17 protein-coding genes and 1 pseudogene are annotated in these 23,265 nt (G+C 63.8%); 3 read left to right on the forward strand and 15 right to left on the reverse strand.

The window, feature by feature from the left end; translation table 11 throughout:
- Window positions 1–167: 167 nt before the first annotated feature.
- Entirely contained in the window at window positions 168–1,172 is a 1,005-nt protein-coding gene (locus ACVI1L_RS00630) for a TRAP transporter substrate-binding protein (protein ID WP_028342401.1), read from the reverse strand.
- Between the two features lie 1,086 nt (window positions 1,173–2,258).
- Window positions 2,259–2,612, reverse strand: coding sequence for a DUF2200 domain-containing protein (locus ACVI1L_RS00635; protein ID WP_057020632.1), 354 nt, complete (start codon window positions 2,610–2,612; stop codon window positions 2,259–2,261).
- 311 nt (window positions 2,613–2,923) lie between these two features.
- Here ACVI1L_RS00635 and ACVI1L_RS00640 point away from each other — a divergent pair.
- A pseudogene (locus tag ACVI1L_RS00640) lies at window positions 2,924–3,873 on the forward strand (MBL fold metallo-hydrolase).
- A gap of 689 nt (window positions 3,874–4,562) precedes the next feature.
- On the opposite strand, the gene dapD reads toward ACVI1L_RS00640, so the two are convergent.
- The 4 genes from dapD to ACVI1L_RS00660 form a co-directional block, all read right to left on the reverse strand.
- Complete coding sequence (gene dapD, locus ACVI1L_RS00645) at window positions 4,563–5,534, reverse strand: 2,3,4,5-tetrahydropyridine-2,6-dicarboxylate N-succinyltransferase (RefSeq protein ID WP_057015083.1); 972 nt, start codon at window positions 5,532–5,534, stop codon at window positions 4,563–4,565.
- Between the two features lie 232 nt (window positions 5,535–5,766).
- A complete protein-coding gene (gene fdhF, locus ACVI1L_RS00650; protein ID WP_456782038.1) occupies window positions 5,767–8,553 on the reverse strand; it encodes a formate dehydrogenase subunit alpha in 2,787 nt (928 codons plus the stop codon).
- Window positions 8,554–8,589: 36 nt separating this feature from the next.
- Window positions 8,590–10,302 carry an NADH-ubiquinone oxidoreductase-F iron-sulfur binding region domain-containing protein gene (locus ACVI1L_RS00655; RefSeq protein WP_456782039.1) on the reverse strand — a complete coding sequence of 571 codons (1,713 nt, stop codon included), beginning with the start codon at window positions 10,300–10,302 and terminating at the stop codon, window positions 8,590–8,592.
- Window positions 10,303–10,509: 207 nt separating this feature from the next.
- On the reverse strand, window positions 10,510–11,763 hold the full coding sequence (locus tag ACVI1L_RS00660; protein WP_456782040.1) for a molybdopterin molybdotransferase MoeA: 1,254 nt from the start codon (window positions 11,761–11,763) through the stop codon (window positions 10,510–10,512).
- A gap of 184 nt (window positions 11,764–11,947) precedes the next feature.
- Here ACVI1L_RS00660 and ACVI1L_RS00665 point away from each other — a divergent pair, with 184 nt between their 5' ends.
- Both ACVI1L_RS00665 and mobA read left to right on the forward strand, forming a co-directional pair.
- Window positions 11,948–12,832 carry a formate dehydrogenase accessory sulfurtransferase FdhD gene (locus ACVI1L_RS00665; protein ID WP_082653657.1) on the forward strand — a complete coding sequence of 295 codons (885 nt, stop codon included), beginning with the start codon at window positions 11,948–11,950 and terminating at the stop codon, window positions 12,830–12,832.
- A complete protein-coding gene (gene mobA / locus ACVI1L_RS00670; RefSeq protein WP_456782041.1) occupies window positions 12,825–13,457 on the forward strand; it encodes a molybdenum cofactor guanylyltransferase MobA in 633 nt (210 codons plus the stop codon). Before ACVI1L_RS00665 ends, mobA begins: the two co-directional genes overlap by 8 nt.
- Window positions 13,458–13,572: 115 nt before the next feature.
- Here mobA and ACVI1L_RS00675 read toward each other — a convergent pair whose 3' ends face one another.
- The 9 genes from ACVI1L_RS00675 to ACVI1L_RS00715 form a co-directional block, all read right to left on the reverse strand.
- Window positions 13,573–14,211, reverse strand: coding sequence for an HD domain-containing protein (locus ACVI1L_RS00675; protein ID WP_157348181.1), 639 nt, complete (start codon window positions 14,209–14,211; stop codon window positions 13,573–13,575).
- A 188-nt stretch (window positions 14,212–14,399) separates the two neighbouring features.
- On the reverse strand, window positions 14,400–15,392 hold the full coding sequence (locus tag ACVI1L_RS00680; protein ID WP_057015078.1) for a LysR family transcriptional regulator: 993 nt from the start codon (window positions 15,390–15,392) through the stop codon (window positions 14,400–14,402).
- 318 nt (window positions 15,393–15,710) lie between these two features.
- On the reverse strand, window positions 15,711–17,270 hold the full coding sequence (locus ACVI1L_RS00685; protein WP_038383406.1) for a 2-isopropylmalate synthase: 1,560 nt from the start codon (window positions 17,268–17,270) through the stop codon (window positions 15,711–15,713).
- Between the two features lie 405 nt (window positions 17,271–17,675).
- On the reverse strand, window positions 17,676–18,689 hold the full coding sequence (locus ACVI1L_RS00690; protein ID WP_456782042.1) for a phosphatase PAP2 family protein: 1,014 nt from the start codon (window positions 18,687–18,689) through the stop codon (window positions 17,676–17,678).
- Window positions 18,690–18,781: 92 nt separating this feature from the next.
- Window positions 18,782–19,723 (reverse strand): polyphosphate kinase 2 family protein, encoded by a 942-nt coding sequence (locus tag ACVI1L_RS00695; protein WP_168857142.1) that lies wholly within the window; start codon window positions 19,721–19,723, stop codon window positions 18,782–18,784.
- Complete coding sequence (locus tag ACVI1L_RS00700; RefSeq protein ID WP_168857143.1) at window positions 19,689–20,699, reverse strand: ABC transporter permease subunit; 1,011 nt, start codon at window positions 20,697–20,699, stop codon at window positions 19,689–19,691. Before ACVI1L_RS00700 ends, ACVI1L_RS00695 begins: the two co-directional genes overlap by 35 nt.
- On the reverse strand, window positions 20,696–21,577 hold the full coding sequence (locus tag ACVI1L_RS00705; protein ID WP_057015074.1) for a branched-chain amino acid ABC transporter permease: 882 nt from the start codon (window positions 21,575–21,577) through the stop codon (window positions 20,696–20,698). The genes ACVI1L_RS00700 and ACVI1L_RS00705 overlap by 4 nt, the downstream gene beginning before the upstream one ends.
- Before the next feature lie 194 nt (window positions 21,578–21,771).
- Window positions 21,772–22,476, reverse strand: coding sequence for an ABC transporter ATP-binding protein (locus ACVI1L_RS00710; protein WP_092090331.1), 705 nt, complete (start codon window positions 22,474–22,476; stop codon window positions 21,772–21,774).
- Between the two features lie 4 nt (window positions 22,477–22,480).
- Window positions 22,481–23,254, reverse strand: a complete 774-nt coding sequence (locus ACVI1L_RS00715) for an ABC transporter ATP-binding protein (RefSeq protein WP_050385458.1) — start codon at window positions 23,252–23,254, stop codon at window positions 22,481–22,483.
- Window positions 23,255–23,265: the final 11 nt, after the last annotated feature.

Here is a 23,265-nt window from a genome sequence, read left to right on the forward strand (position 1 = left end):
GGGGAGAGGTCGAAATTCAAGCGCAGCTTGAATTTCCGGTGAGGGGGAGCTTCCGCGAGCACATCTGGAGCCGCGTTCGCGGAGAAGGCCCCTCACCCCAACCCTCTCCCCGCAAGAACGGGGAGAGGGAGCTCGTCTGGCATCGCCTCAGCGGCGAAGCACCGCAGCTAGTTCATCGGGCTGCGGCCGGTTTCCTTGAGGAATTCGTCGATCAACGGCTGGCCGACGCGCGATGCCACGTCCTTGTAGACCGGCATCATCGCCTTGCGCATCGCCTCGTCCTGCTCCGGCGTCAACGCGACGATCTCGGTCTTGCCGGCCTTCTTGATCTCGGCGAGCGCGTCGTCGTTTTCCTTGGCCGACTGGCTGTTGCCGAACTCGGTGGCTTCCTTCATTGCCTTGGAGAGCTGCTCGCGGATATCGGCCGGCAGGCCGTCCCAGAACTTCTTGTTCACGACCACGACGTAGCCGATGTAGCCGTGATTGGTGACGGTGGCGTACTTCTGCACCTCATGCATTTTCTGGGTGTAGATGTTCGACCAGGTGTTCTCCTGGCCGTCGACCACGCCGGTCTGCAGCGCCTGGTAGACGTCGGAGAATGCCATCACCTGCGGGATCGCGCCGAGCGCGCGGAACTGGGCTTCCAGCACCTTCGACGACTGGATGCGGAACTTGAGCCCCTTGTAGTCGGCGGGCGCGACCAGCTTCTTGTTCGCGCTCATCTGCTTGAAGCCGTTGTCCCAATAGGCGAGACCGGTCATGCCCTTGGAATCCAGCTTCTTGAGCAGCTGGGCGCCGAGCGGCCCGTCGGTGACCTTCCGCAGCGACTTCAGGTCGGGCAGGATGTAGGGCAGATCGAAGACTTCGAATTCCTTGATGCCGATCGGGCCGAACTTCGAGTTCGACGGCGCCAGCATCTGCACCGCGCCGAGCTGCAGCGCCTCGAGCTCTTCCTTGTCCTTGTAAAGCGTCGAGTTCGGGTAGACCTCGACCTTCACCTTGCCGCCGGTGTACTTCTCGGCGAGTTCCTTGAACTTGTCGGCCGCCTTGCCCTTCGGCGTATCCGAGGCCACCACGTGGCTGAATTTGAGAACGATCGGCGACTGCGCCGCCGCAGGCCCGACAAAGGTCAAAGCCGCGATCGACGCCGCAGCCAATATGAGTTTACGCATGTTTCCTCCCGCGTAATTGCGGAGCGCGAATACCGGCCCCGAGACATCCGGTCGCACCATTACAGACAAGCAAAGACGATTGCCATTGCCCCTTTAGCAGGGGCCGATTGCACCATTGCTGCACCGCAAAATTCGATGCGGCGGTATCCCCTTCGGCTCTTGCGACCGTTCAATGACACCGCCCGCACGCTGTGCCCGGCCACGGCAATGAGGTCAATGCGAGGTTTGGCAATGGCGGGTTCGCCGGGCGCGAATGCTGCGCGTGTTTCTTGCCGGCTGTCGCCCTGCGAAAACAGAGATCCATACGCCGCGGCAAATCTTGCAGATGTGACTCTTCGTTGTCGTCCTGGCGAAAGCCAGGACCTATTACCACTGCATTTGATTGTGAACGAGGTCGTGGCCCCAGCATCGCACAACAAGTCTCATTTGGGGTAATGGGTCCTGGCTTTCGCCATGACGACACTGACGCCAAGACGACACTGAATGTGTTGGACCACGTGTGGCTCATGCTTCCGCAGTCTCGCGGCGCATTGCGTCCGAGCTTTGGATCTTGTTCCGCCTTCACCTCAAGCAGAGGGCGCAGGGAAAGCCGGGTGCCGATCGCACCCATGGGCCCCGAGCAATGGGTAGAAAGCTCGGGGGTAGGACCACAGGTGTAACCGGAAACAACCCGGCTTTCCCTGCGCGATGGGCTACGGCTTACTTCGTGCTCTCCCCGGCGAGACTGGGCTTGGTTGTCACCGTCTTCGCAACGCGCACTGCGCAATCGGAAAAGACACCTGCCGCTAGGGCGTCAGGACCACACGACTTCACCGTCCGCCTCATGCATGTTCGTCAACTGCGCAATCGGCGTCCACCGCATCTCGACCCACGTTCGTGACGACCGCGAAGCGCCCCTCGTGTGGGTGAGACGGGCAGACCATACACCGAGCCACGCTTCGGATAAAGCGAAATATTTTTGCTGCGAAGGCTTGCGCCGTCGGGCAACTCAGTGGTAGCGGCCCTCCGCGGTCCTTTCGTCATTGCGGGCGAGGCACCAGCGTCCGGTGTCGCCTCGCCGGCGAACGGAATCCGGTCGATCAGGCGTCATTCCCTCCGCAGGATTTTATCCATGGCCTTTCCACGCGCCAGCTCATCGATCAGTTTATCCAGGTAACGAATTTCCCGCATGGTCGGCTCTTTGATTTCCTCAACCCTGACACCGCACACCATGCCCTTGATCAAGGCCCGCGAAGGATTCATTTCAGGCGCCTTTGCGAAGAACGTTTCGAAGTCGGTTTGTTTTTCCAACTGAGCTTCCAGCTCCTTCGAACCGTAGCCGGTCAACCAGGAGATCACCTGATCAACCTCCGCTTTGGTGCGTCCCTTCTTCTCCGCTTTCGCGACATAGAGCGGGTAAACGCTTGCGAAGCTCGTTGTATAGATCCGATGCTTGGCCATGAATTGCTCCGAACGTTCGTATTCCGGGGTCTCGACGAGGAGATATTAGTCCTGGGTTGAACCGGCTTCGCCAATCCGAAGTGTCGCACGTGGCTAGGGGCATGGCGATGGCCTGCTGCCTCCCGTTTCGTCCCCAGCGCTCGCGTGCGGCGGCCCGCATGCGTTGGCAGCAATCGCTCTACAGCGACGGCAACCGCTCTGGGGCGGCGCCCCACCCGATCCGTTAGATCACCACCATGTCCAATCCACGGGCGGAAACAATGCGGCCCGCCGGGATCGAACATCAGTATCGAACGCAGGAGTTTTCAACGATGAACCAGATGATCCGCAATACTCAGCAAGCATGAACCTCGACAATGTCTCGCACGCCGGTCAGCCGGGGCCAAACGAGTTGGTGCCATCGCGCTACGCGCTGAAGATCGGCGAGATCGACGTGCTGGTCGTCAGCGACGGGGTGCTGCCGCTGCCGACCAAGATGCTGGCGCACAATGCCGAGCCGGCCGTCCGCGCGGCCTGGCTGGACGACATGTTCCTGCCGCCGGACGCGTTCGACTGGGCGCTGAACGTGGTCGTGGTGCGAAGCGGCGGGAAAACCATCCTCGTCGACGCCGGGCTGGGGTCGGACCCGGACCTGCACCTGCCGAAGGCCGGGCAGACGGTCAAGCGACTGGAGGCGGCCGGCATCGATCTTGGGTCCGTGACCGACGTGGTGCTGACCCACATGCACATGGACCACGTTGGCGGGCTGCTCGTCGAGGGCGTGAAGGAGCGGCTGCGTCCGGACCTGCGGATCCATGTGGCGGCTGCCGAGGTCAAGTTCTGGGAGGCGCCCGATTTCTCCCGCGTCTCGATGCCGCCGGGTTTCCCCGACGCGCTTCGTGCGACGGCCAAGCGGTTCAGGAAGGAATACCAGAGCCAGCTGCGGCTGTTCGACGAGGAGCACGAGGTGGCGCCCGGAGTGGTCGTCCGTCGCAGCGGCGGCCACACTCCCGGCCACAGCGTCGTTCGTCTGGCGTCCGGCGGCGACCGGCTGACATTCGCCGGTGACCTCGTGTTCGCGGTCGGGTTCGAGCACCCCGAATGGCACAATGGCTTCGAACACGATCCCGAAGAGGCGGCCCGCGCCCGGATCAGTCTGTTGCGGGAACTGGCGGCGAACCGGGAGTTGCTGGTTGCCACGCATATGCCGTTCCCGTCCGTTGGACATGTCGCGGTCGAGGGTGACGCCTTCCGTTGGGTGCCGGTGTTCTGGGACTACTGAGACCTGTCGAGTTAGAGCCGAACCGGGGCGCGTACTCATATCGATCATGTGGGCGAGCTCCGGCTTCCGCGCGGCCCTTCTGAGCAAAGGTCGGCTACGGTCCACAAGCAGTCATTCAAGCCGGCCGAGAGCGAATTAGCTTGCCTTGCTTTGAGTCCTTTTGCACTCTCAGGCAAAGGAGGCCGATGCATGAAGATAATGACCGTCGCGTGCGCTCTCGGAGCGGCCCTCGTGCTGTGCAACCTCGGGACGTCTGGTGCTGAAGCCCGGGCGCGGAAGGCACAAGTCGTTCATGAACCAAGGAGGGTCATTATCCCGACGCCCGTGATAAGGCCAACTCCGTGGGACTATTATATTGTTCCACGATATCAATATCGCCCTGAAGACGACCGGGTCGATCCATACGCCCCGCCCCTGGTGTCGTCGTGGCGCCTCTATGAGGCGTGGCGGTGGCCATACTGGTGGTGAACAGCGATCGCGCCAAACAGATCGCAATCCGAGTGGTGATCGTCCCCTGACGGACGGGGACTAGTGTGCTGAATGCGAAGTTCGTGCGATTTCGCGGCAGCCACTTTCACGAACTTCGCATTCATAAAGCACACTAGAATCATAAGTTTGCTAGTGTCCTTATCGAATCCGAAGTTCGCTCCGAAGGTGCGGCAAATGATGCGAACTTCGGATTCGGGACACTAGCTGTGAAGTTGCGCGTTGAGGCCGTCCCAATTTGGCGTACGCTTGGTTGCCTCAAGAGCGCCGCTCTGGGAATTCCGACGAAAAAGCAGGCCCTTCTGGCCCGAGAGTTCTTTGGCTTTCAGGACTCGGCCATCTTCCAAAAGGATGCGCGCGCCTGCCGTGACATAACAGCCCGCTTCGACGATACAATCGTCACCCAATGAAATGCCGATACCGGCGTTGGCTCCGATCAGGCAGCGCTCACCGACTGTAATCCTCTCTTTCCCTCCTCCGGACAGAGTGCCCATGATCGACGCTCCGCCACCAACGTCGCTGCCGCTTCCCACAACCACGCCGGCGCTGATCCGGCCTTCGACCATGCAGGGACCGAGCGTGCCCGCGTTAAAATTGCAAAAGCCTTCATGCATGACGGTTGTGCCCGGGGCCAAGTGGGCGCCGAGCCTTACGCGATCCGCATCTGCAATTCTCACGTCCGCTGGCGTCACATAATCGGTCATGCGCGGAAACTTATCCACGCCTGTCACCTCGAATGCGAGGGCACGCTTTCGTGCCTCCATTCGCGCGTCCGGTACACGGGAGCACTCACAGGGACCGAGGGTCGTCCAGGCAACGTTAGGTAAGAGACCGAAAACTCCCTCGAGGTTCAGACAATTCGGCTGGACGAGCCGGTGGCTCAGCAGATGGAGTCGAAGATACGCGTCGTGCACGTCCGTCGGCGCAGATGCAAGGGAGCCAATTTCTGCACGGATTGGAACGATGTCGACATTGCGAATGTCGTCGTGTCGCGCATATCCGTCCGCCGACTCGCCCAACGATCTGCTGACCTCGTCCTTCGTGAGAGGGACCGTTGCCGTCTTGTCGGCCTCCGCGACCAGGCGCAGCTGAAGAAACCAGGAATCCAGCACGCGCCCATCAGCGGCAATCGTCGCAAATCCCTCGCCTCTCGCGCCCCTCAGCTCCATCGTCATCTGAATTTCTCACACTGCGATCCTGCACGTCATGCATACGCGAGTTCTCGTGGAAATGGCAACTTCCGGGCTCTCAAACGGGTCCGCTTTGGGGCAAAGGGCGACATGGGTCCACGCCGCAGCGACGCCCCGCTCTTACGCTCTGAGCGGACGTCGATCGACGGTGCTTGCGGTGCTGTGTCGGGCGAGCGAGTAGCCGGCGGGCGGCTTTCCGCGCTTCGTCCCCGGACCGCTATTCCGCCGCGGTCCGGATATCGATCTTCTCGGCGCGGACCGCGCAGAACTTGAACTCCGGAATCTTGCCGAACGGGTCGAGCGCCGGGTTGGTCAACAGGTTGGCCGCCGCTTCCGCGTAGCAGAACGGCATGAAGACCATGTTCTCGGGCACGTCGCGGTCGGCACGCACCTTGACCTCGACCGCGCCGCGGCGCGTCTCGAGACGGATGAAGTCGCCGGGCGCGAGTCCCTTCTTGCGCATGTCCTTCGGGGTCATGAACGCGACCGCTTCGGGCTCGATCTGGTCCAGCATCTGGGCACGGCGCGTCATCGAGCCGGTGTGCCAATGTTCGAGCACGCGGCCGGTCGACAGCACCATCGGGTACTCGTCGTCGGGCAGTTCGTCCGGCGGGATCACCTTGGCCGGCACGATCCTGCCGCGGCCGCTTTCGGTCGGGAAGCCGGTGGTGAAGATGATCTCGTTGCCGGGCTTGTCGGGATCGTCGACCGGATAGGTCACCGCGCCCTCGCGCACCAGGCGGTCCCAGCTGATGTTCTTCAGTGACGGCATCAACTCGGCCATCTCGGTGAAGACCTCGCCCGGCCCCGCATAGTTCCAGGGCAGTCCCATCCGCTTGCCGATCTCCTGGATGATCCAGAGATCCTGCCTTGCATCGCCCGGCGGCTTGATCACCTCGCGCGCCAGCTGCACGCGGCGGTCGGTATTGGTGAAGGAGCCGGACTTTTCGGCGAACGCCGAGGCCGGCAGGATGACGTCGGCGTGGAACGCGGTCTCTGTGACGAACAGATCCTGCACGACGAGATGATCGAGCTTGGCCAGCGCCTCGCGCGCGTGCTGCAGGTCGGGATCGGACATCGCGGGATTCTCGCCCTCGACATACATGCCGTGGATTTCGCCGGCGTGGATCGCATTCATGATCTCGACCACGGTCAGGCCGCGCACCGGATCGAGCTCCTGCCCCCAGAGTTTCTCGAAGGCGCCGCGCATATCGTCGCGGCCGACCGGCTGGTAGTCCGGAAGGAACATCGGGATCAGGCCGGCGTCGGAGGCGCCCTGCACGTTGTTCTGCCCGCGCAGCGGATGGAGCCCGGTGCCGGGGCGGCCGACCTGGCCGGTGATCAGCGCGAGCGCGATCAGGCAGCGCGCATTGTCGGTGCCGTGGACATGCTGGCTGATGCCCATGCCCCAGAAGATGATCGACGATTTGGCGCGGGCATAGGCGCGCGCGACCTCGCGCAGCGTCTCCGCCGGAATGCCGCAGATCTGGGACATGCGCTCCGGCGTGAACTCCTGGATCTTCGCCTTCAGCTCGTCATAGCCCTCGGTATAGCCGGCGATGTACTGCTCATCGGTCAGGCCTTCGGTGATGATCGTGTGGATCATCGCGTTCAGCATCGCGACGTCGCTGCCCGGTTTGAATTGCAGGTGCTGCGTGGCGTGGCGCGACAGCGTCTGCCGGCGCGGGTCCATCACATAGAGCTTGGCGCCGCGCTTGGCGGCGTTCTTGATGTAGGTGGCGGCGACCGGATGGTTCACGGTCGGATTGGCGCCGATCACCCAGATCACCTCGGCGTCGGCCGCGGCCGCGAACGGCGCCGACACCGCGCCTGAGCTCAATCCCTCGAACAGCGCCGCCACCGACGAGGCGTGACACAGCCGCGTGCAGTGATCGACATTGTTGGAGCCGAAGCCGGTGCGCACCAGCTTCTGGAACAGATAGGCTTCCTCGTTCGAGCCCTTGGCCGAGCCGAAGCCGGCCAGCGCCTTGGCGCCCTTCTCGTCGCGGATCTTGCGCAGGCCCGCGGCGGCCAGATCGAGCGCCTCTTCCCAGGATGCCTCGCGGAAATGGGTGTAAGGATTGGCCGGATCGACCTGGTCGTTGGCATCCTTCTTGACGCCGGGCAGCCGCACCAGCGGCTTGGTCAGGCGATTGGGGTGATGGATGTAGTCGAAGCCGAAGCGGCCCTTGACGCAGAGCCGGTTATGATTGGCGGGACCATCACGGCCTTCCGCGTAGATCACCTTCTCGTCCTTGACCTGATAGGTGACCTGGCATCCGACGCCGCAATACGGGCACAGCGAATCCACTTTCTTGTCCGGATAGGTGACGCGGGTCTGCTTGTCGTCGAGCATGACCGCCGGCATCAGCGCGCCGGTCGGACAGGCCTGCACGCACTCGCCGCAGGCGACGCAGGTCGATTCGCCCATCGGATCGTCGAAGTCGAACACGATCTTGGCGTCGTGGTTGCGGTAGGCCATGCCGATCACGTCGTTGACCTGCACCTCGCGGCACGCCCGCACGCAGAGGCCGCACTGGATGCAGGCGTCGAGATTGACCCTCATCGCCGGATGGCTGGTGTCGGCGTGCCAGCGTTCAGTCGCGGGAAAGCGGCTTTCGGTCACGCCGGTCTTCTCGGCCCAGTGCCAGAATTTCGAGTCCGGATCGTGCGAAGTCTCGCGCGCCGGCTGGTCCGCCACGAGCAGCTCCATCACCATCTTCTGCGCCGCGACGGCGCGCTGGCTGGCCGACTTCACCTTCATGCCGACCGTCGGCGTCCGCTTGCAGGACGCCGCCAGCACGCGCTCGCCTTCGATTTCGACCATGCAGGCGCGGCAGTTGCCGTCCGGCCTGTAGTCCGGCGCGGGCGAATAGCACAGATGCGGGATCTCGGTGCCCTGGCGCTTGGCGACCTGCCAGATCGTCTCGCCGGCCCGCGCCTCGACCTGCTGGCCGTCGAGCTCGAACTGAATCGTCAGGCCTGAGTTCTGATTGTTGCTCATTCAAATCCTCGTCGAAATTCGTCTGCTCGGCCGCGCCTACTCGGCGGCTTGCTGCGGACGAAAGCCGTCCGGAAAATATTTGATCACAGAGGTCAGCGGATTGGAGGCCGCCTGACCGAGGCCACAGATCGACGCATCGCGCATCGCCTGGCTCAATTGGTCGAGCAGTTCCTTGTTCCAGACCGGCTGCTGCATCAACAGCGCCGCCTTCTCGGTTCCGGCGCGGCACGGCGTGCATTGCCCGCAGCTCTCGTCCTCGAAGAACTTCATCAGGTTCAGCGCGGCGTCCCTGACGTCATCGGCCTGCGAGAGCACGACCACGGCGGCGGAGCCGATGAAGCAGCCATATTTCTCCAGCGTGCCGAAATCGAGCGGGATGTCGTCCATCGACGCCGGCAGGATGCCGCCGGATGCACCGCCCGGCAGATAGGCCTGCAAGGTATGGCCATCGGCCATGCCGCCGCAGAACTCGTCGATCAACTCGCGCAGCGTGATGCCGGCGGGAGCGAGCTTGACGCCGGGATTCTTGACGCGTCCCGACACCGAGAAGCTGCGCAGGCCGTGGCGTTCGTTGCGGCCGTGGCTCTTCCACCAATCGGCGCCCTTCTCGACGATGTCGCGCACCCACCACAACGTCTCGATGTTGTTGATCAGCGTCGGCAGGCCGAACAATCCAACCTGGAACGGATATGGCGGCTTGTGCCGCGGCAGGCCGCGCTTGCCCTCGATCGATTCCAGCAGCGAGGATTCCTCGCCGCAGATATAGGCACCGGCGCCGCGCCGCAGATGCAGCGTCGGACCACCCGGCGGGAGCTTCGCGATCTCGCGGGCGAGTATCTCGCGGCAGGCCGGGTACTCGTCGCGGATATAGACGTAGACTTCGGGCGCCTCGACCACGTGGGCGCCGATCAGCATGCCCTCGAGGAAGCGATGCGGATCGGTCTCGAGATAATAGCGGTCCTTGAACGTGCCGGGCTCGCCCTCGTCGCCGTTCACCGCCATCAAGCGCGGACCGGGTTCGCCGAGCACCGCGCGCCACTTGCGGCCGGTCGGAAAACCGGCGCCGCCGAGGCCGCGCAGCGACGCATCGTCGAGCGCCTTCAGCAGGTCTTCGCGCGGCAGCTCGCCTGAGCGCAGGCGCGCCAGCAGCCGGTATCCGCCGCCCGCCACATAGGCGTCGTAGTCGACATATGGCGGAAGGTGCACATGGGTGTCGCCGCTCTTCGCCGCCGCCAGCACATTGGTGACGGTCGCATGATCGACGAAGTTGTGGCCGACCTCGGCAGCGGGCGCGGTGTCGCAGCGGCCGACGCACGGTGCGCGCACGACGCGGATGCCGGGGCCGGCGCGGTTCTGCAGATCCTTCAACAGCTGTTCGCCGCCGAGCATCGCGCAGGTCAGCGAATCGCAGACACGTACGGTGAGCGGCGCGATGTCAGCCTCGCCTTCCTTCACGATGTCGAAATGCGCGTAGAAGGTGGCGGTCTCGAACACTTCGGCGAACGACAGCTTCATCTCGTCGGCGAGCGCGGCAAGATGCGCCGCCGAGATCTGATGGTATTTGTCCTGGATCAGATGCAGATACTCGATCAGGAGGTCGCGCCGCCTCGGACGATCGCCGAGCAGCGTCTCGATCTCATGGGCGACCACGGGGTCGATCTGGCGTCCCTTGGGCGTGGCCTTCGCTCGCTTCCTGCCCTGTCCGGGATGCTCGAACGCACGAACCTTGTGAACGTCGTCTCGACTCATGAAGCCTCGCCTTGGGAACCACGCTTTGCGCGAATTGCACTGCTTCGACGAACTCTATTCTCTGGTATGCCAGAGGCAAGCAGTTTTAGAACGTCTCTAGCAGCGTCGGGTTGCCGCGTAGGCCATTGTTTATGTTTGCCTATCGGGCGATCTGATTTTGCTATCGCGCACCCGTCGCGCTGCGCGGTCCCGACCGCGTTTCAGCTCTCACAGCAGGTCGGCGTAGCCGAGAAAGCCGACGGCATCGCCAGGTTCAACCCGCACCACCGACTCGCCGAGTTCGACCAGTCCATCGGTCTCGATCAGCGACGACAGTAGACCGGCTCCCTCGCGAGGAAACTTGTTCGCTTCCAGCGTACCGTCCGTCGCCCGTCGCAGCGAGACGCGGACATATTCGCGCCGACCACTCTTCTTCTTGTAGCTGAAGGCCGCCCGCACCGGCATCGACAGCAAGGGGGACGGCACAGCGCCCGATAGCGCCAGCACGGTCGGCCGCACGACATGAACGAAGGTGACGAAGCTCGCCACCGGATTGCCGGGCAGGCCGATCAGCGGGGTGCCGTCGATGATTCCCATCGCCACCGGGCGGCCGGGCTTGATCGCCATCCGCCACAGCACCAGCGAGCCGGCCTGTTCGATACTGGCCCTGACGTGGTCCTCTTCGCCGGTCGAGACCCCGCCGGTGGTCAGGATCAGGTCGTAGCGCCGCGCGACCTGCTTGAGCGCCGCGGCGAGCTCGGCCCGCTCGTCGCGCAGGATGCCGAGATCGCCGACCTCGCAACCGAGCCGCCGCAGCATCGCCATCAGCATGAAACGGTTGGAATCGAACAGTTGCGCTTCGGCGCGCGCGCTGCCGGGCGCGGCTAGTTCGTCGCCGGTCGAGAACACCCCGACGCGAAGCCGACGCACCACATCGAGCGTGGTGAGCCCGAAGGCCGCGGCTACCGCGATATCCTGCGGGCGCAGCCGCCGGCCCGCCGCCAGCGCGACGTGGCCGCGCGGAATGTCTTCGCCGCTGGGGCGCACATTGGCGCCGACCTTCAGGCCGGACGGCAGGATCACGCGCCCGGAATCGTCGATCCGCACGTCTTCCTGCATGAACACGGTGTCGGTGCCTTCGGGCATCGGCGCGCCGGTGAAGATCCGCACCGCTTGTCCGGGCTGCGCCGGCTGCGCCGACGCGCCCGCCTGCACCCGTCCGGCAACGGGGAACGCGCGCTCGCCGCTCGCCGGCAGGTCCGCGCCGGATACCGCGTAGCCGTCGACGGCGGAATTCTTGAACGGCGGCAGCGGAAGCGGCGCGACAATGTCGCCGGCCAGGATGCGTCCGTCCGCATCCACCAGGGCAACGGCTTCGGTCTCGCCAACAGGCTTGACCCGCGCGGCGATGATCGCGACGGCCTCATCGACCGACATCATCGGTCCGCCGAATGCGAAGCAGTCGTCCGAAAGCTGCGCCATGATCTCCCTCAGTCCTCGCCATCGACAAGATTTGTTCGACCCGGATCGCGAACTGCGGCGTTATCCTTAAAGCCGGACCGATCGATGGCAGTTCCCGCGACGCGGCGGAGAGTCGCCAGTCAGTCTCCGAACGTGCTTATATCCCCAGCTGCGATGCCATGTGAACCCATCTGGACGTCAAGCAGTGCCCGAGAAAACCACCGCTCCCATCATTGTTCCTGATCCGGACGATCCGCGCCTGACGGAGCGCGTGGTCGGCGTCGATCAGACCGGCGCGCGGACCGAGATCAAGGTGCCGGTCGAGCGGCCGCTGACGCTGTACCTCAACGCGCAGGAGATCGTCACGATGATGACGATCAACGACTACCCCGAATACCTCGCGCTCGGCTACCTCTTGAACCAGAACATGCTCAAATACGACGACGTCGTCACCGAGGTCGAATATGACGACGATCTCGAGGTCGTCGTGGTGCGTACCGCGCACCACACCAATTTCGAGGCCAAGCTGAAGAAGCGCACCCAGACCTCGGGCTGCGCCCAGGGCACGGCGTTCGGCGACCTGCTCGAAGCCGTCGAGAAGGTCGCGCTGCCGAAGGCCGAACTGCGAACCTCCTGGCTCTACCGGATGACGCACACCATCAACACGATGCCCTCGCTCTATCTGGAAGCCGGCGCCATTCACGGCTGCGTGCTGTGCAAGGAGGCGACGCCGGTGTGCTACACCGAGGACGTCGGCCGGCATAATGCCGTCGACAAGATCGCGGGCTGGATCTACCGGCACAATGTCGATCCCGCCGACAAAATTCTCTACACCACAGGGCGGCTGACCTCGGAGATGGTGATCAAGACGGTGCGGATGGGGATCCCGATCCTGGTCTCGCGCTCCGGATTCACGGCATGGGGCGTCGATCTGGCGCGGCAGGTCGGGTTGACGCTGGTCGGTCGCGCCCGCGGCAAGCGCTTCATCGCGCTGTCCGGTGAGGAGCGGATCGTCTACGACCAGAACCTCGACTATGTCGAAGAGGAATCGATGCGTCACAAGCGCAAGGGCGAGACCGACAATGACTGACATTCCGGGGACTAGCATCCCGGGCGTGCTGCTCGCCGGCGGCCTCGCGCGCCGGATGGGCGGCGGCGACAAGCCGATGCGCAAGATCGCGGGCCGCACCATTCTGCAGCGGGTGATCGACCGTCTCGCTCCGCAATGCAGTGGGCTGATCATCAACGCCAATGGCGACCCGGCGCGCTTCGCCACGTTCGGCCTTCCGGTCGTCGCCGACGATGTCGCCGATTATCCCGGTCCCCTCGCCGGCATCCTGGCCGCGCTCGACTGGACCGCCGCCAACCGGCCGGATGCGCAATGGGTGCTCAGCGCCGCGGGCGACTGTCCGTTTCTGCCGCGCGATCTCGTCACGCGCCTCGAAGAAGCGCGTCGAGCGCAGAATGCCGAGCTCGCGGTCGCTTCATCCGGCGGGCAGACGCATCCCGTCATCGGCCTCTGGAGCGTGCGCCTGCGGAACGACTTGCGCAAGGCGCTTGTCGTCGAGGACGTGCGCAAGATCGACCGCTGGACCGCGCGCTATCCGCTCGCAACGGTCGAGTGGCCGACCGAGCCGCTGGATCCGTTCTTCAATGCCAATACCGTCGAGGACATCGCGGAAGCCGACCGCCTCGCCGCGCTCGACGGCGGATAGAGCATCGGTTCTGATTGAATCAGAACCGAAGCTCTAGATTCTTGTTTTGACGCGTTTTCTTCACGCGAACCGGCGTCCACTTCGCTCGAAAACGCTCTAACGTCCGCCGCCCCACTCAGCTCGGCCACGGCGTGTTGCGGATCCGGGTGCAGGCGTTCGGCCTGTGAAATGTGGGATCGCGCTCCGCGACGAAGTCGAAATTGACAGTGCCGAACGTGGTCTGCGGCTTCTTCAGGGCCGAGCAGGTCTGAACCTCGATGAACTCGTTCTTGAAATCGCCGCGGGGCAACGCGGCAAGGACGCCGTCGCGCTGCTCGGCGGTGTAGTCATCGTATCCGACGCCGACGGCATCGACCAATACGCCCGCATTGGTGAGCGCGATCTCCGGCCGCATGTATTGCGGAATGCCGGGCGTGGTGTGCAAGGCGATCGCCTCCCACACCAGGTCCGCTTTGGGCTCGGCGATGCCGTGGCTCCTGAGAAACTTGCGCGCCGCATCGGCGCCGTCGACTTCAAACCGTTTGGTCTCGGTATGAAAATGATCGACAAGGCCGAGATCATGAAACAGCGCGGCAACATAAAGCAGTTCAGCGTCGAACTTCAGATTTTGCCTGGCGCCCTTGAGCGCGCCGAACACAAACACGCGGACCGAGTGATTGAACAACATCTCGGTCTCATATTGCCGCACCAACTCGGCGGCCTCCCGCGCGATCTTGCTGTCCGGGATTCGAATGCCGGAAATCGTGTCCGCCATCATCGCACTCCTGCCCTGTGTAGCGTCCCGGATGCATGCACTGGACGGCCAATGGCGTCACGATTCATGCGCGCCGGCACTCCGCTGCAGTGAATCGTACCACTACCTAACCCGCGAAGCGGCAACCGGAAGGCCCCGGCTGCATGAAGATTCTGCAGGGAGATCGTGAGGCTGGTGCAATATCCGGCTCAGCGCACCTGCGCCACGCCTATCCGCGCCACGCTCCCCGCCTCCGCCGCCCGCAGATAGTCCAGCATCAGACGGCTGGTTGCCGACAGATGCGCGGTGTCGCGGACCACGATCTTCAGCTCGCGCCGTCCCCAATCGTCGCGCAGCGGGATCGCGCGAAGGCCCATGCCGGCGCCGACCACCTCGAAGGCGCGGCCGGGGATCAGCCCGAGCCCCATATTGGCCTGCACCATGCGGCAGACCGCATCGAAGCCGGGCACATTGATGCGCAGCCGCATCGCCTTGCCGGCTTGCGTCGCCGCATATTGCGAGCGCAGATAGATCGAGCTCGCGGTGTGCAAGCCGATATGGTCGAAATCGAGCGTCTCGGTGAACAGCAATGTCTCGCGGCCGGCCAGCCGATGGTCGGCGCGCATCACCACCACCAGATTGTCGTAGCGATAATGGAAGGCCTCGAGCGCGCGGCTGTCGGCCTCGGCCGAGCAGATGCCGATCTCGGCCGCGCCCTCCTCGATGCCGCGCACCACCTGCCCGCTCGGCCGCTCCTGCAGATCGACGCGGAGCAATTCATGCGCGGCGAAGAAGGCGGAGAGATCCTCGGGCAGGTATTGCACGATCGCCGAGAGATTGGCGAGCATGCGGACATGGCCGCGCACGCCTTGCGAATATTCCGACAGCTCGACCGCGATCTTCTCGACATTGAGCAGCGTCACCCGGGCGTGGTGCAGCAGCGCCTCGCCCGCCGGCGTCAGCGCCATGCCCTTGGCGAGCCGCTTGAACAGCGTAACGCCGAACGCCAGCTCGAAATCGTTCATCCGCTTCGACACCGCCGACGCCGCGATCCCCTCGCGCTGCGCGGCGCGGGTGAGGTTCTGTTCGTCGCAGACCGCGACGAACAGGCGAAGCGTTGTCAGGTCGACCCGGCGCGTCAGCGCGGTCTCCGCCGGCGTGGCGGCGCGCGGAAGGTCTGTCACGATGGAGGAGATCGGCATGGACGGCGTTCCCCGGGAAAGAACGCAGCGTAGCGCTGGAGATGGCGCGGAAGATTCCAAAGCAATGCGGGATGGAGCGGAATATTGGTAAATAATTCCAACGGTAACCGAAATGGTCTAATTTTATTCCAATCTGGCCAACTACCGCCGTCATTGCGAGGCGCGAAGCGACGAAGCAATCCATGTATCAGGAATCGGAGAGATGGATTGCTTCGCTACGCTCGCAATGACGGAGGACTCTCGCTCTAGATCTGCACGCCCAAACGAAAAACGCGGCGCCAGGGCGCCGCGTTTCAACCTGTCGGTCGACCGCGCTCGTCAGCCCGCAGCCTTGGCCGGGACGTCGCGCTGGCGCTTCATCACGATCTTGTTCAGCGCGCCGAGATAGGCCTTTGCGGAGGCGACCAGCGTGTCCGGATCGGCGGCGCGGGCCGTCATCGAGCGACCTTCATGGGCCAGACGCACCGAGACTTCGGCCTGCGCGTCGGTGCCTTCGGTCACCGCGTGCACCTGATAGAGCTCCAGCTTGGCCTCGTGCGGCACCAGGCGCTTGATGCAGTTGAAGACGGCGTCGACCGGGCCGTTGCCCTCGGCCTCCTCGATCTTGATCTGGCCGTCGACGTCGAGCTTCATGGTCGCGCGCTGCGGGCCATGGGTGCCGGCGATCACGGTCAGCGAGGTCAGCTTGATGCGGTCGTGGGCGGCCGCCATCTCCTGGTCGACCAGCGCCTCGATGTCCTCGTCGTAGATGTCCTTCTTGCGGTCGGCCAGCGCCTTCATCCGCGTAAAGGCATCCTCCAGCTGATTGGCGCCGAGCTTGTAGCCCATCTCCTCCAGCTTGTGGATGAAGGCGTGACGGCCGGAATGCTTGCCGAGCACCAGCGAGGACTGCTTCAGGCCGACCATCTCGGGCCGCATGATCTCGTAGGTCGAGGCGTCCTTCAGCACGCCGTCCTGATGGATGCCGCTCTCATGCGCGAACGCGTTACGGCCGACGATTGCCTTGTTGTACTGCACCGGGAACGAGGTGGCCGCGGACACCACCTTCGAGGCGCGGGTGAGCTGCGTGGTGTCGATCTTGTTCCAGAACGGAAACTTGTCGTTCCGCACATTGATCGCCATCACGATCTCTTCCAGCGCGGCATTGCCGGCGCGCTCGCCGATGCCGTTGACGGTGCACTCGACCTGCCGCGCGCCACCGACGACGCCGGCCAGCGAGTTCGCGACCGCCATGCCGAGGTCGTTGTGGCAATGCACCGAGAAGATCGCCTTGTCGGAGTTCGGCACGCGCTCGATCAGCGTGCGCATGAAGTGGGTGTATTCCTCCGGCACCGTGTAGCCGACGGTGTCGGGGATGTTCACCGTGGTGGCACCGGCCTTGATCACCGCTTCGACGATCCGGCACAGATAGTCCATCTCGCTGCGGGTGCCGTCCTCGGCCGACCATTCGACGTCGTCGATCTGGTTGCGGGCGCGGGCGACCATCGCGACCGAGGTCTCGATGACTTCCTCGGGGGTCTTGTTCAACTTCACCCGCATGTGCAGCGGCGAGGTCGCGATCACGGTGTGGACGCGGCCGCGGCGGGCGAACTTCACGGCTTCGGCGCAGCGGTCGATGTCGGCCGGATGGGCACGGGACAGGCCCGCGATGACCGAGTTCTTGGAGCGGCGGGCGATCTCGCTGACCGCCTGGAAATCGCCTTCCGAGGTGATCGGGAAGCCGGCCTCGATGACGTCGACGCCCATGTCGTCCAGGAGTTCGGCGACCTCGAGCTTCTCCTCGAAGGTCATGGTGGCGCCGGGGCACTGCTCGCCGTCGCGCAAGGTGGTGTCGAAAATGATGACGCGGTCCTTCTCGGACTTGTTCGCGGTGGCCATGTCAGAAATTCCTTTGAGCTTTGCGCCCGTCATGTTGCTCCTTGAGCAATTACTTGGGCGATATCAGGGTTCGGTGATCTCGTACAAACCCCTGAGTGCCCAGGCGCAAACGCCCAGCCGGCCCTCAGGGGCAGGTAAGAAGAAGGCCGCCAATAAGCAGGGTGGGCGCTGCGGCAGGGATCGCGGCGGTAGCCTGGGCCACCTCCCCTGAAATCCCATCAATTTGGCCGCGAATCAGCATTGCCAGACCCTGTTGAGCGCCAAAATCCTCGGGCAAAACCATTGACGGTTGGTTGCCGGGACGCGCTGTGCGCCTTCTAGACGATTATGGCAAGCTGCCGCAATGGGTAAAGATGGTCAGGTGGATTGACCTATCGTCATCGCATGGCTGGGGCGCGATCGCCCTCACCTGACTTCCGCCCGGGGCTCAGCTCGTTGCACCGCGGGTATCATCGCCCATGCTCCTCGCCGGACCACAGCCACGTGCCGCAGCATCCAGGTGTGAAGCCAACCAGCGAGGATCACGGACACGATCGTGATCACCAGACCGCCGATCAGGTCCGCGACGTAGTGACCGCCGACGATCGGCGTTGCCAGGATCATGCCCAGATTGACGAGCGTCATCGGGATGCGCAGCCAGCGGATGTTCCAGCTTGCCCAGATCAGGATCAGGGCTGCCGCGCAATGGAAGCTAGGAAACGCGATCAGTCCCTTGCCCTGGAAATTGCGCAGGCTTCTGAGGCTTCCTTCGCGAATCCGGATCAGCTCATCGATCCAGCCGTCGGACGACAGCGGCAAATTCCGGAACGAGGATATCTCGGTATCGCTGAGATGCAGATGGGTCCACGCCGTGGTGGCCGGAACCAGGGCAAAAATCCCAATCGTCAGCAGCAGTGATATGATCGCCGCCAGGATGAATTTCTCAAGCGTCTTGACATCCTTCTTGATGGCCAGCGCCAGGATCACAACATTGGGCAGATAAAAAATCGAGTTATAGAATTCGCTCACGAAGCGGACCATCGTGTCCGAGCCCGCGAAGAACCCCGCATAAGCTCTCCAATCATATCCGATCAGCTGATCAGCACGCAGCAATTGGTCGTCGATCAGGGGACGGCCGACTGTCGCGGCGGCATAGGTCAACATCGTCGCGGCGATCGCAACCACCAGATTCTGCGACCAGCAGTTTATGAACAATTGGACGAATTGGATTCGCAGTCCCTTTGTCACGAGGTAGGCGCTGAGCAAGATCGCTGCCATCCCGCCATAGCCGGCCCAATTGACATCGACGTGCCGGAATCCGGACCAATGGAAGGCAGCAAAGCAACCAGCCAGGAACAGCAGGACAGGCGCCCATAGCACGCCCCTCAGTGCGTCATCGTTCGGGTTGTGACTGCCTGTCGCTAAATCTGTGGTTGCCATACCCCCATGTTGCGTCAATTCATTAAGATTGCCTTGCGAGCGGCCGGTACGCGCTGGGAATATCCGCATGCGACAAACATGGGACGCGGCGCCTACTTCTTTGCAGACGTCTTCTCGCCCGCCCCGCCCTTGCCTTCCGCCTCCAGCGCCGCGCGGACGCGCTTGAATTCGCTCAAGTCGGCCTTGTCGACTTCGGGGAATTTCAGGTCGAGCCCGTCGAGGGCGTTGACGATGGTCGAGCCGATCACGACGCGGGCGAACCATTTGTGGTCGGCCGGCACGATGTGCCAGGGCGCCTCTTTGGTTGCGGTGTGATGGATCATGTCCTGATAAGCGGCCTGATATTTGGCCCACAGCTTGCGCTCGGCGACGTCGGCCATCGAGAACTTCCAGTTCTTGGCCGGCTCCTCGAGCCGGTCGAGGAAACGCTGGCGTTGCTCCTCCTTGGAGACGTTGAGGAAGAATTTCAGGATCACGGTGCCGTTGCGCGACAGATAGCGCTCGATCGCCGCAATGTCCTCGAAGCGCTCGCGCCAGATGTTCTTGGTCACCAGCTTCTTCGGAATCTTCTGCTTGTCGAGCACCTCGGGATGCACCCGCACCACCAGGCACTCCTCGTAATAGGAGCGGTTGAAGATGCCGATGCGGCCGCGCTCCGGCAGCGCGATCATGGCGCGCCACATGAAGTCGTGGTCGAGCTCCCTGGTCGAAGGCTGCTTGAAGGAGGAAACCTCGCAGCCCTGCGGATTGACGCCCTCGAACACGCTCTTGATCGCGGAATCCTTGCCGGCGGCATCCATGCCCTGGAAGATCAGCAGCAGCGACCAGCGGTCCTGGGCATACAGCTTCTCCTGGAAGTCGTTGAGCCGCTTGCGGTTGGCCTCGATGATCTTGCCGCCGGCGTCCTTGTCGATGCCGCCCTTCTCGGCGGTCGGATACGATTTGAGGTGAAATTCGCCCGACCCGTCGAAGCGGAACGGCGCGACGAAGGGCTTCAGTTCATCGGCGAGCGATGGGGACGGTTTGTTGCTCATGGCTTCTCGACGGCTTGCGTGGCGATTTGATCCGGTCGATCACGCTACCAAGAATGCCCTTGGGCAGGAAGATGATGAACAGAACCAGCAGCACGCCATAGACCAGATTGTCCCAGCCGACCGCCTTGGTGCCGAAAGAGATGCGCAGCACCTCGGCCAGCACGATGGTGATGACGGCGCCGACCGTCGGTCCCAACGCGACATAGACGCCGCCCACGATCGCCGCGAATACCATCTGCAGAGAGACCGCGATGCCGCTCACCGTGTCGGGCGAGATGAACATCTGGTACTGGCAGTAGAGCGCTCCCGACAGCGCGGTCATCAGCGCGCTGATCAGGGTGATCTTGAGCTTCTCGGCGGTGACGTTGACGCCCGCGGCGGCGGCGGCATCCTCGTCTTCCGAGATTGCCTCCATGGCATGGCGGATCATGCTGCGATCGATCGCGCGCCAGATCACGAGGCCGGCGAGCCAGACCGCGAGCGCGATCAGATACCAGGTGGTCTTGTCGTCGAATTGCAGCGCGAGCAGCCCCTTGCCGCTCGGGGCGCGCTGCGGGGTGTAGCCGAGCGAGCCGCCGGTATAGTCGCGGGTCGCGGTGATGACCTGCAGCACGATGCCCGACAGCGCCAGCGTCACCAGCACGAAATAATGCCCGGTGATGCGGAAGCGGAAGCAGGGATAGGCGACGACGAGCGCGAGCACGCCGGCGGTCGCCATGCTGACGGGAATGCCGATCCAGGGCGACACGCCGAGATGGTTCCACAGCAGCGCGGTGACATAGGCGCCGATGCCCATGAAGCCGCCATGGCCGAGCGAGACCAGGCCGAAGCGCCCCATGATCGACCACGAGGTGTAGGCGAACGACCAGATCAGGATCAGCACCAGCACGTGCAGATGATAGGGATCGCGATGCACAAAGGGCACCGCGACGAGCGCGATCAGCGCGATGATCCAGCCGGCGGCTTGCCTGTTCACGAGCGCCTCGCCAGGAGGCCCGCGGGCCGGATGAACATCATGACGATGAAGAAGGCAAAGGCCAGCACGTAACCCCATTCGAGATCGGAGAACAGGCCGCCGAGCGAGATGATCTCGGCGAACACGAAGGCCGCGATGAAGCCGCCGATGAAATTGCCGAGCCCGCCGAGCACGCAGATCAGGAAGGTGATCGGCCCGAACGACAGGCCGACGAACGGATGCACGTCATATTGCAGCACCAGGAGGCAGGCGGCGAGGCCGGCAAGCCCGCCGCCGATTGCCGAAGTGACGAGATAGATGCGCTTGGGGTCGACGCCCATCAGCGGCATGATCTGGCGGTCCTGCGCGATGGCACGGATCGCGGTGCCGGTGAAGGTGCGGGTCAGGAACAGATAGACGCCGATCATGCCGAGCAGCGCGGCAGCGAACGACAGCAATCGCGCGTAGCTGAAATTCATCTCGCCGAGCGCGAGCACCGGCAGGCGGATGCCGAGATTGCGGAAGTCGATGCCGAAGGCGACGGTGGCAAAGCTCTGCAGGATGAACAGCACGCCGCCGGTGGCGAGCAGCTGGTTGATCGGCGGCGCGGTCAGGAGCGGGGCGATCACGAAGAAATGCAGCGCGGCGCCGAGCAGCGCCACCAGCAGGATCACCAACGGCGCGGCGGCCCAGTATGGCAGGCCGTAATACTGCACGAGATAGTACATGCCGTACATGCCGATCATGACGAGTTCGGCGTAGCAGATCCAGGTGACGTCGATGACGCCGAAGATCAGGTTGAGCCCGAGCGCAAGCAGCGCCAGCACGCCGCCGAGCAGGATGCCGTTGATGACGGCCTCCAGCAGGTAGATGTCGAAGATGTCGAGGAAGGATTGCATGGTGGCTCTGCCTTAGACCGAGGCGTGGTCTAGCTGAACCAGCTCGACCGTCATCCTGAGGTGCGCGCCCTTGCGCGCCTCGAAGGATGCACGGCCGGTCTGTGGCCGATTCATCCTTCGAGGCTCGCTACGCTCGCACCTCAGGATGACGGGGAGGTGTAAGAGCGCGTCTGCCCGATCTGTTGTCATCATCCTCACACCCCGAGATATGCCTGCTTGATGGTGTCGCTCGCCGCGAGCTCCGCCGCTGACCCGGCGGCGCGGATGCTGCCGGCTTCCAGCAGATAGGCGCGGTCGACCACGCGCAGCACCTGCTGCACGTTCTGCTCGACGATCAGGACCGTCAGCCCGCTTGAGCGGATGCGCTTGACGAGCTCGAACACCTGCTGCACCACGACCGGCGCGAGGCCGGCCGACGGCTCGTCGAGCAGCAGCAGTTTCGGGTTCGACATCAGCGCACGGCCGATCGCGCACATCTGCTGCTCGCCGCCCGACATCGTGCCGGCCATCTGGTGCTGGCGCTCCTTCATGCGCGGAAACAGCTCGAACACGAACTCCAGCCGCTCGGCGTAATGCGCGCGGGCACCGGGCATGTAGGCGCCCATCTTCAGGTTGTCGGCGACGGTGAGCCGGGGAAACAACCGGCGATTTTCCGGCACATGCGCGATCCCGAGGCTGACGATGCGATGCGGAGGTGTCGCGATGACGTTCACGCCTTCCATCGCGATCGTGCCCCTGATCGGGCGGATCAACCCTGAGATCACCCGCATCAGGGTGGTCTTGCCGGCGCCGTTCGGGCCGATCACGCCGACCGCTTCGCCCGCCTTGACGTCGAGACTGACGTCGAACAGCGCCTGGAAGCTGCCATAGCCCGCGTCGATCGATTTCAATTCCAGCATGCGCTCACGCCCCGATCCGGCGCCGCGCCTGGGCTGCGGCCGCGGCTGCGAGGCTCGCATCCGCATCGGTGCCGAGATAGACCTCGATCACTCTTGCGTCGCCGGCGACATCGGCCGGCAGGCCCTCGGCGATCTTCTCGCCGTGATCGAGCACCATCACGCGATCGACCACGCGCATCAATACGCCCATGATGTGCTCGACCCAGATGATGGTGATGCCGAGCTCGTCGCGGATCCGGCGCAGCATGTCGGCGGCCTGGTCCATCTCGGCCTCGTCAAGGCCGCCAAGGCTCTCATCCGCGAGCAACAGCTTCGGGCCGGTGGCGAGCGCCTTGGCGAGCTCGAGCTTCTTCAACCCGGCGGCGCCCAGGCCCTCGACGCTGGCGTGACGATCGGTCGGCAGCCCGACCATCGCGAGCGCCCGCTCGGCCGCCTCCTCGGCCTTGCCGCGGCTGTGGCGGCCCTGGCCGTAGAAGCCGGCGAGCACGACGTTCTCGAAGATGCTGAGGCGATGGAACGGCCGCGGGATCTGGAAGGTTCGGCCGATGCCACGGTTGATGATCCGGTGCGGGGCGAGCCCCGCGATCTCGTGGCCGTCGAACAGGATCGAGCCGGAGGTCGGCGGCAAGGTGCCCGACAGCATGTTGAAGATCGTGCTCTTGCCGGAGCCGTTCGGGCCGATCAGGCCGAGGATCTCGCCCTGCTCGACGCGGAACGACACGTTGTTGACGGCACGAAAGCCGCCAAACCGCTTGACCAGGCCTTCGACGGCGAGCACGGCAGTTCCCT

The sequence above is a fragment of the Bradyrhizobium sp. USDA 4516 genome, from assembly GCF_054055915.1.